8 protein-coding genes are annotated in these 9,511 nt (G+C 45.8%); 5 read left to right on the top strand and 3 right to left on the bottom strand.

Annotation, left to right across the window (positions count from 1 at the left end):
* Positions 1-148 precede the first annotated feature (148 nt).
* On the top strand, positions 149-427 hold the full coding sequence (locus tag ACTQ50_RS16420) for a hypothetical protein (RefSeq protein WP_441485084.1): 279 nt from the start codon (positions 149-151) through the stop codon (positions 425-427).
* A gap of 108 nt (positions 428-535) precedes the next feature.
* On the opposite strand, the gene gpmI is transcribed toward ACTQ50_RS16420, so the two are convergent.
* Together gpmI and ACTQ50_RS16410 are read right to left on the bottom strand one after the other, a co-directional pair.
* Positions 536-2,077 carry a 2,3-bisphosphoglycerate-independent phosphoglycerate mutase gene (gene gpmI, locus ACTQ50_RS16415; RefSeq protein WP_441485083.1) on the bottom strand — a complete coding sequence of 514 codons (1,542 nt, stop codon included), beginning with the start codon at positions 2,075-2,077 and terminating at the stop codon, positions 536-538.
* Between the two features lie 200 nt (positions 2,078-2,277).
* Entirely contained in the window at positions 2,278-3,579 is a 1,302-nt protein-coding gene (locus tag ACTQ50_RS16410) for a homoserine dehydrogenase (RefSeq protein ID WP_441485082.1), read from the bottom strand.
* Between the two features lie 304 nt (positions 3,580-3,883).
* On the opposite strand from ACTQ50_RS16410, the gene ACTQ50_RS16405 reads away from it, so the two are divergent.
* From ACTQ50_RS16405 to ACTQ50_RS16395, 3 genes are all read left to right on the top strand, one after another.
* A complete protein-coding gene (locus ACTQ50_RS16405) occupies positions 3,884-5,224 on the top strand; it encodes an MATE family efflux transporter (protein ID WP_441485081.1) in 1,341 nt (446 codons plus the stop codon).
* A gap of 290 nt (positions 5,225-5,514) precedes the next feature.
* Positions 5,515-7,452 carry a L,D-transpeptidase family protein gene (locus tag ACTQ50_RS16400; RefSeq protein ID WP_441485080.1) on the top strand — a complete coding sequence of 646 codons (1,938 nt, stop codon included), beginning with the start codon at positions 5,515-5,517 and terminating at the stop codon, positions 7,450-7,452.
* A gap of 128 nt (positions 7,453-7,580) precedes the next feature.
* A complete protein-coding gene (locus tag ACTQ50_RS16395) occupies positions 7,581-7,877 on the top strand; it encodes a DUF3784 domain-containing protein (protein WP_295307010.1) in 297 nt (98 codons plus the stop codon).
* A 67-nt stretch (positions 7,878-7,944) separates the two neighbouring features.
* Here ACTQ50_RS16395 and ACTQ50_RS16390 read toward each other — a convergent pair whose 3' ends face one another.
* Entirely contained in the window at positions 7,945-8,559 is a 615-nt protein-coding gene (locus tag ACTQ50_RS16390) for an HAD family hydrolase (protein ID WP_441485079.1), read from the bottom strand.
* Between the two features lie 254 nt (positions 8,560-8,813).
* Here ACTQ50_RS16390 and sfsA point away from each other — a divergent pair, with 254 nt between their 5' ends.
* Positions 8,814-9,503 carry a DNA/RNA nuclease SfsA gene (gene sfsA, locus ACTQ50_RS16385; protein WP_441485078.1) on the top strand — a complete coding sequence of 230 codons (690 nt, stop codon included), beginning with the start codon at positions 8,814-8,816 and terminating at the stop codon, positions 9,501-9,503.
* The last annotated feature ends 8 nt before the right edge of the window (positions 9,504-9,511 follow it).

Here is a 9,511-nt window from a genome sequence, read left to right as displayed (position 1 = left end):
TCATAAAGGGAATGCTCTTTTTCTTTCTATAGATTTATGGTCATTATAACCGTCTGTTCATGGACTGGCAAGCCCGGTAGCTTTCGGATAAAAAACGGTAGCTATAACAATTGGACTGGGAAACCGAACTAACACGAATATGGAAAAATTGCTGAAAGAAATTGATGCAATGGCACCATTTTGCAGGGAATATAAGAATGAGATTCGTAAGATGACGCAGATGAAAGTTTGTGAGAATCCTGACTTTGCATTGGCAGCGCTTTATTTCTGGGGATTCATAGAGAAAGAAGATACAATAGAAGCGATGAAAATGCATTATCTGACAAGAATCTGTGAGAATCCCGATAAATTAGGAAAAAAAGTGGTTTTTGATGATGCGTATTATTTAGATTATCTGGTAAAGAAAAACAGAGCCAACATGACCTGATGAGCAGATAACTGGGTAAGAAACAGGAATGTTACCTTTGAAGGCCGTGAATAAAAAGAACAGCCATGCGAATAATTCGCCTGACTGTTCTTTTTTGCCAAAAAACAATTATTTCTCAACCAGCAATGACTTACCAGTCATCTCAGCCGGCTGCTCCATGCCCATAAGCTGGATCAGGGTTGGGATGATGTCTGCCAGGCAGCCGTTCTCGCGAAGGGTGTATTTCGGATCTGCATTTACCAGAATGAACGGTACCGGGTTGGTGGTGTGAGCGGTGTATGGCTCGCCTGTTTCGTAGTCTACAAGCTGCTCAGCGTTGCCGTGGTCAGCACAGATGAACATCTGTCCGTCAACCTCTTTCAGAGCCTCTACAGCCTTTCCTACGCACTCGTCAACAGCCTCAACAGCCTTAATTGCAGCTGCCTCAACGCCGGTATGTCCAACCATATCCGGGTTAGCAAAGTTGATGATGATCACGTCGTATTTCGCAGATTTGATAGCTGCAACGAGCTTTTCGCAAACCTCTGGAGCGCTCATCTCTGGCTGAAGGTCATAGGTCGGAACCTTCGGGGACTTCACAAGGATTCTGTCCTCGCCTTTGTTTGGCTCCTCAACGCCGCCGTTGAAGAAGAAGGTTACGTGAGCGTATTTCTCTGTCTCAGCGATACGTGCCTGAGTCATGTTGTGAGCTGCAAGGTACTCGCCGAAGGTGTTGTGAAGCTGAACCTTGTGGAATGCAACCAGTTTGTTTCCGATGGTGTCATCGTAATCTGTGAAGCATACATAGGTAAGGTCAAGACGTTTCTCTCTTGCGAAGCCTGTGAACTCGTCATCACAGAATGCTCTTGTGATCTCACGTGCACGGTCAGGTCGGAAGTTGAAGAATACAACAGAGTCCTTGTCAGAAACAACAGCAACTGGCTTGCCGTCTTTCTCGATGACGGTTGGAAGAACGAACTCGTCTGTCTTGCCGTTGTCATAGGATGCCTGTACAGCCTCAGCTGCGTTTGTTCCCTTAACGCCTTCGCCCTTGGTAAGTGCGTTGTAAGCAAGCTCAACACGATCCCAGCGGTTGTCACGGTCCATTGCATAATAACGTCCGGAAACAACACCGATCTCGCCTACGCCAAGCTCATCCATCTTCGCCTGAAGCTGCTCGATATATCCCTTTCCGGAAGCCGGAGGAGTGTCACGGCCGTCCAGGAAGCAGTGTACATAAACTTTCTTAAGTCCCTCTTTCTTAGCCATCTCAAGAAGACCGAAGAGGTGTGTGATGTGGCTGTGAACACCACCGTCAGAGAGAAGTCCCATAAAGTGGACAGCGGAATCATTCTCCTTGGCATTCTTCATAGCTGCAAGAAGTGCCTCATTCTGGAAGAAATCTCCGTCCTGGATCTCTTTGGTGATTCTGGTAAGCTCCTGGTATACGATACGGCCTGCGCCCATATTCATATGACCAACCTCAGAGTTACCCATCTGGCCGTCCGGAAGACCTACAGCCAGTCCGCTTGCATTACCTTTTACAAAAGGATATTCCGCCATCAGCTTGTCCATGACTGGTGTGTTCGCTTCGTATACAGCGTTTGCGTCATGTCTCTCATTCAGGCCATATCCATCAAGAATCATTAAAACCGTTGGTTTTTTGCTCATAATGTGCTCCTTTATATGATAAAATTTCCCTTTTGTTGTTCCTTATATATAGTATCAAAAATCTGGAATTTTTCAATCACAATTTTTCAAATTTCTGATCGTTATTTTTGGCACTATTTAACGAGATAAGATAGAAAATGAAAAAAGGCACGAACGAATCGTGCCTCATGAAGTATCGGATATAAAAGTTTTGTGCCGGTTTATTTTCCGTAAACGCGGATGGTCTTGGAAATACGTTTCACAGAAGACTTATTAGAAAGCTCCTGTACCGCTGTCTTGAAATCGCCCTCCCGAACCTTGGAGGTGATCACAACAACCTCTGCCAGATGGTCATCCTGGTTCTGGCTGTCCTTCTGGATGATCTGTGCAATGCTTACGTGGTACTTAGCGAAGACCTCTGTCATCTCAGCCAGCACACCGCAGCGGTCCTCCACATGGAGACGAAGGAAATAGCGGTTGTAAGTATTCTCCATCTTTTTCACTGGAAGCTGCTTGTAGCAGGTGCATCCGATCCGTCCGCAGCAGTTTGCCTCAATATTTCGGACAATATCAAAAATATCTCCAACTACAGCACTTGCAGTAGGAAGCTCACCGGCACCTCTTCCGAAGAACATGGCATCCTCCACCGCATCACCGTGAACAAAGACTGCATTATAAGAATCGTTTACTGTTGCAAGGGGATGATCATTTGGAATCAGCATTGGGCACACATAAGCCTCCACGCCGGTGTCTGTGTTCCTGGCAACACCGAGAAGCTTGATAGCGCAGCCCATCTCTTTGGCATAGCGGATATCCTTGGCAGAAATCTTGGTGATTCCCTCAATATAAACGTCGTCAAATACCACTCTGGAGTTAAAGGCAACGCTTGCAAGGATGGCAACCTTGCGTCCAGCGTCAAGTCCGTCGATGTCAGCAGTAGGATCTGCCTCTGCATATCCAAGCTCTGTGGCAAGGGCGAGGGCATCCTTAAATTCCATATTCTCCTGGGACATCTTGGTAAGGATAAAGTTGGTAGTTCCGTTTACAATACCCATAACCTCGCTCATATGGTTGCCTGCCAGACACTGCTTCAGAGGACGGATAATGGGGATTCCGCCTGCAACAGCTGCTTCGAAAAGGAAATCCACATGGGAAGCCTTTGCTGCGTCCATAAGCTCTTTTCCGTGGACGGCGATCAGATCCTTGTTTGCTGTTACCACATGCTTGCCTGCATGAAGGGCGTCCAGAATATAGGTTCTGGCTGGTTCGATCCCTCCGATGAGCTCGATCACAATATCGATAGAAGGATCAGACTTAATGTCCTCCCAGTTATTTGTCAGCATTGCAGGATCCTCTACCTTACCAGCTGCTTTTTCCAGATTGCGGACAAGGATCTTGCGGATTTTCACCTTGCAGCCGATCTTGGCAGTCATTTCTTCTTCCTGGCTTTTCAGAACCTTGTAAACACCGGTTCCAACTGTTCCAAGCCCAAGCAGGGCTGCGTTTATTACTTTTTCTTCCATGGGGAACTCCCTTCTTTATATGTAGTAAATGTAAGCGGGAAAGAAACAGATGTCTTTCGTACATTAACACTTCACTGTGTGGTTTCTATAGTATGGCAGAAAATGGGTTTTGTCAAGCTGTTAAAGAAAGGAAAAAGGATTAGTTTGGAAGGGAATTTTATGTGAGAAACAGAAGCGGCAGTTCAGGCCTGTTTTGTATCTGGAAAAAAACAACAGATTTGTGAAAATAGGGGCTTGAAAGTAGAAAAAATAACGCTTATAATCGCTCTCAAACGATATTTTTTCTTATGGAGGAAAACTGAATATGCAGACAGATATGACTGTGGGAAAGCCTATGAAAATGCTGCTGAATTTTACTATTCCCGTCTTCCTGGGAAATGTGTTCCAGCAGCTGTACAGTATGGCTGATGCGGTTATTGTAGGAAAGTTTGTAGGCACCAAGGGTTTGGCAGCAGTAGGAGCCACCGGCACCATTACTTTCCTTATTATTGGGTTCCTGATGGGGCTGACCACAGGATTTACCGTTCTTACTTCCCAGAAGTTCGGGGCGGGAAGAATGGATGAGATGCGTAAAACAGTTGGAAATGCAGCAATCCTTTCCGCTGTGATCGCGGCAGTTATGACTGCGGTGAGTATGCTGGGAATGCACAGACTGCTTGTTTTTATGCATACGCCGGAGGATATTTTTGACGGGGCTTATGGCTACATTATGATCATCTGCGCCGGTATTGTTACCCAGGTGCTGTACAATCTGGTATCCAGCATCCTGAGAGCGCTTGGAAACAGCAAGACGCCTCTTTATTTCCTGATCCTGGCAGCGGGACTGAACATTGTGCTGGACCTTGTGTTTATCATCTTTTTCCACTGGGGAGCACCTGGAGCTGCGTGGGCGACCGTGATTTCCCAGGGCGTATCTGGAGTGCTCTGCCTGGTATATATGTGGAAGGCTGTGCCGGAGCTTAAGATGAAGAGAGAGGACTGGCATTTTGACCGGAGTATTGCCGGGAAACAGATCAGCGTGGGAATCCCTATGGGACTGCAGTATTCCATTACGGCGATCGGAACCATGATGGTACAGAGTTCCCTGAATATTCTGGGCTCTTCTGCAGTAGCTGCTTTTACAGCCGGTTCTAAGATTGAGAATGTATTTACACAGGCTTTTGTGGCAATTGGAACTGCAATGTCTACATACAATGCACAGAACATCGGAGCACGTAAACTGGATCGTGTCCGTCAGGGATTTCGTGCTGCAGATGTGATCGGATGTACCTATGCGGTTATTGTGGGATTTATCCTGTTTTATGTGGGAAAATATTTTTCCTATCTGTTCATTTCAGATAATGCGGACGTGGTGATACCTATGGTGGAGACTTATCTGCAATGTGTTGGAATGTTTATGATCCCTCTTTATGTGGTCAATTCCTACCGTAACGGTTTCCAGGGAATGGGCTACGGGCTTCTGCCAATGCTTTCCGGTGTGGCAGAGCTGGTAGGAAGAGGTACCATGGCTGTGATCGCTGCGAACAAAAAGAGCTACACCATGGCATGTATGGCAAGTCCCTTTGCCTGGATCGTAGCCACTGTCCTTCTTATTGTACTTTACTTCTATGTAATGAAGGACATGAAAAAGAAATTGTGCCTGTAAAAACAGGAAGTTAGGAAAAATAAGGATTACAAAGCAAAAAGGCAAGTTTAATAGAATAAGTGTGTCAGATGGAATTAGAAATCTCTGTTCTGTCTGGCACATTTTTTATAAGAAGAAATTTCTTTTTTTACATAAAGGGATTCTTTTGAAGGAAATATACATTTTAAGATACAAAATGGAAAATATATGTTATAATGAAACAAGGTTTCGCCTTAGGGCTTGTTTGAAGCAGGGTTCAGGAGGGAGAAACCTGGTTGCAACAGTGTTTTATTTAGAGGAGAGTTTTATACATGAGTAAGGACAACAAGCATACTCAGGGAAGTCCGGGGGACTTTGAAGATAAAATAGACGCGGCTATGGCTGATCTGGAAGTGGATCCGGATGAGGAGTTTCATGACGGAGACTTTTATGATGAAGAAGATGCAGATCAGTCAGAAGACGGGGATGACAGCTTTGATTCCTGGGAGGATGAGGAGGAGTCTGATGAGGAAGAGATAGCGGAGGATTCCGAGGAAGAATATCCAGAGGAAGAGGAATACGCCCAGGATGACTACGAGGAAGTGTCTGACGGGGATTCACCGGATGAGGCGGAAGAAGAGTCCGAAGAGTATGAGGACGCGGAGGAAGAAGCAGAAGAGACCGGGGAAGAAAGTGCTTCCGATAAAGAACTCCAGGTTGAATTGATCCCGCCGCACTCACATCAGAACAGAAGCGCGCGCAGGGCAAATAAATCTGCACGCCCTACGAAGATTTCTTACGTTCCTATTTCCGAGGAAGAACTGGACGAGAAGATAACCCCCATTCCCAAGAAGAAACATAAAGGACTTAAGGTTACGGGAATCGTAGCAGCCATTCTTGCTGTGACAGCAGGATGTGCCTATGGGGCTGTGAGCTACTATTATTCGGATAAGTTCTTTGAGGGCACCTATATTAATGGAATCAATTGTTCTAACAAGACGGCATACGAAGTGGAGCAGCTGATTGCAAGCAGTGTTGAGGATTACTCCATTGAGGTGGCTGCCAGAAATCAGGAGACCCAGACCATCAGCGGAAGCCAGATCAATTACCGCTATATGTCTGATGGAGAGGTGCTGAACCTTTTGAAGCAGCAGAAGCCCTATGAATGGGTACGCGGCTTTATGGAGACAAGAAGCTATACCACACAGGAGAATGTGACTTTTGATAAGAGCCTTCTTCAGAGTGAGGTGAAAGCACTGAATTGTGCACAGGCTGAGAACCAGGTAGAGCCGGAGAATGCTTATGTGGCAATGGATGGCAGTGAATTTACCATTGTTCCGGAGACCGAGGGAAGCAAGCTTAAGGTAAAGGAAGCGTACAAGGCACTGGATGCTGCGATTTCCGGAAGCCAGACTTCTATTGATCTTGGAAGTACGCCGGATGTATACGTAGTGGCAGCAGTGACCAGTGATGATCCTACCCTTCAGGCTACCAAGGATGCCTATAACAATTATACCAAGGCAAGCATTACCTATACCTTTGGAGATCAGACTGTAACCCTTGATGGCAATACCCTTAAGGACTGGCTGCAGTTTGACGACAAGGGACAGCTGGTTCAGGATGATGCATCCTTTACCCAGCACATCAGAGATTATGTGGCACAGCTTGCAAGTGAGCATGATACAGTAGGAACAACCCGTTCCTTTAATACCACAAGCGGGCGTACAGTTTCTGTGTATGGTTCCGCATATGGATGGAAGATCGACCAGGAGTCTGAGGTAGCCCAGCTTACCGATGAGATCCGTACAGGTACGCAGACTACACGGGAGCCCATCTATTCCATGAGAGCCAATGCTTACGGTTACAATGATATTGGAAGCACCTATATTGAAGTTGATATGACGGATCAGCATATGTATTATTATCAGAACGGCAGCATTATCTTCGATTCCGATATTGTTTCCGGAGATATCCGTTATGACGACAGAGCCACACCGCCTGGTATTTTTACTTTATATTATAAGAAGAGTCCGGATGTGCTCCGCGGTGAGAAAAAGCCGGACGGCACTTATGAGTATGAGACACCAGTTACCTACTGGATGCCATTTAACGGCGGAATCGGTTTCCATGATGCCACCTGGCAGGATTATTTTGGTGGAGACCGTTACACCTATGCAGGCTCTCACGGATGTATCAATATGCCTCTGGATGCGGCAGCAACCCTGTACAGCATTATTGATACCAATGTGCCGATCGTGTGCTTCTACTAAAGAATATCAGCGCATAGACAAACAACTGCTAACAGGACCCGGCTGTGTCAGACGGGGAAAAGGCTGTTGGGCTGTCTCTAAGGCTGCCTGGGCAGCATAAAACAAAAGAAGTGGAGAATAAGTTAATTATGAATATGGATTCCTTTGACATGATACTGACCATAGCAGCTCTCGTAATGGGAGTGATGCTTCTCACCGGTCATGGAGATGTTCTGATGAAAGGCGGAAATGCTGCAGAGCGTAAGAAGCTCTACGATGAGAAAAAGGTCCAGAAAGTATCTGGTGTGACCATGCTCTTATTCGCAGCCCTCACCGGACTGGATATGGTAGTGAAGAGCTATGTGTATGATATTATTTACCTGGTAGTGGTAATTATTATTTTCATTATCATGGTAGTATTGATCCGCAAGAAATGTAAGAAATAAGACGAAAAAGGCGCTTGTATATCTGAAAATGGATATACAGGCGCTTTTTATATGGCGCTGAGCCAGATTAGAACAATTTCAATAAATCAGCCGGTTTTTCAATCTTATAATCCGGTGTATCCACCTGTCCAAACCCATAGGAAGCAAATACAAATGGTACTCCTGCCTCCTGGCATGCCTGGTAATCCCCGAAAGTATCCCCCACATAAACAGGCGCTTTCAGCTGGTATTTCTTAGCGATAGACCGGATATTGGCAGCCTTAGCCTCTCCTGTATCCCCTGGGCAGAGATGACCGGTGAAATATTTTCCCAGCCCTGTTTTTTCAAAAACTAGCTCAATATATCCCGCCTGGCAGTTGCTTACTACAAACAGGGGATAGCGCTTTTTCAGTTCCTTTAAGATGTCCTCCAGCCCCTCATAAACAGGAGCCCCTTTCTTCCGAAGCAACTCATGCTCCGCCTGGCAGCAAAGGTCAATAATACGAAGCTGCTCCGCCTCGTCAAGCTCCGGCATAATTGCCTTCGCAATATCCGGAAGCAGTCTGCCGAACAATCCTTTCAGCTGATCTGCAGTGACACGGATATCAAGTCCCTCTTTTTCTAAAATCTCATTCCACGCAACTGCAACCACGTCAGTGGAATTCCATATAGTTCCGTCAATATCAAAAATAATACTGTCCATTTGAAGTTCTTAATCCTTTCTGGTATGTTGAAGTTCTTAAATTATTTTAGGCTTAGCATGTTTTTCTAATAATAACGTTTTCTATTCTATATAGAAAAAACGAAAAAATCAATCTCTTACGATCCAATTTTTTCACTTTTAACTGGCTTTTTGCGGATTTTATGTTATGATAAGAAAGGCGATTACTGTTTTTGAACCACTGGTCAGTTTTGTACTGCAGCAATAGGAAAAATGACAGTAACGTGAGGTGAAGAATGAAATACGAAAACATTACAGAAGGCCGTTTTCTTGACCGTCCAAACCGCTTTATCGCACATGTGGAGATTGCAGGTCAGGTAGAAACGGTTCATGTAAAGAACACAGGCAGATGTAAGGAGCTTCTTGTTCCGGGAGCGCAGGTCTTTTTGGAAAAGAGCAGCAATCCGGCCAGGAAGACCGCATATGATCTGGTCTGTGTAAATAAGGGTGGGCGCCTGATCAATATGGACTCCCAGATTCCCAATAAAGCAGCTCAGGAATGGGTAAAGGCAGGCCATCTTTTTCCTGAAGAGGTACAGGTCACTCCTGAGAAAACTTATGGGAATTCCAGATTCGATCTGTATGCCTGTTCAGATAAGAGGAAGGCTTTTATTGAAGTCAAGGGCGTAACCCTGGAAGCTGATAATATTGCCCGTTTCCCAGATGCGCCTACTGCGCGAGGAGTGAAGCACTTGGAAGAGCTGATCCGCTGCATGGAGGATGGCTATGAGGCCTATCTGCTTCTGGTGATACAGATGAAGGAAATCACAAGGTTTGAGCCTAACTGGGATACCCACCGGGAATTCGGGGAAACCTTACAGAAAGCGAAAAAGGCAGGGGTGCATATTCTGGCCTATGACTGCCTGGTAGAGCCGGACAGGATGGAAATCCAGAATCCAGTCCCGGTCTGCCTGGAAGAAAAATAGGCATCGTC

The sequence above is a fragment of the Blautia sp. Sow4_E7 genome (assembly GCF_052116245.1).
Lineage (GTDB): Bacteria > Bacillota > Clostridia > Lachnospirales > Lachnospiraceae > Blautia_A.
This window is presented reverse-complemented; position numbering and strand designations above follow the sequence as displayed.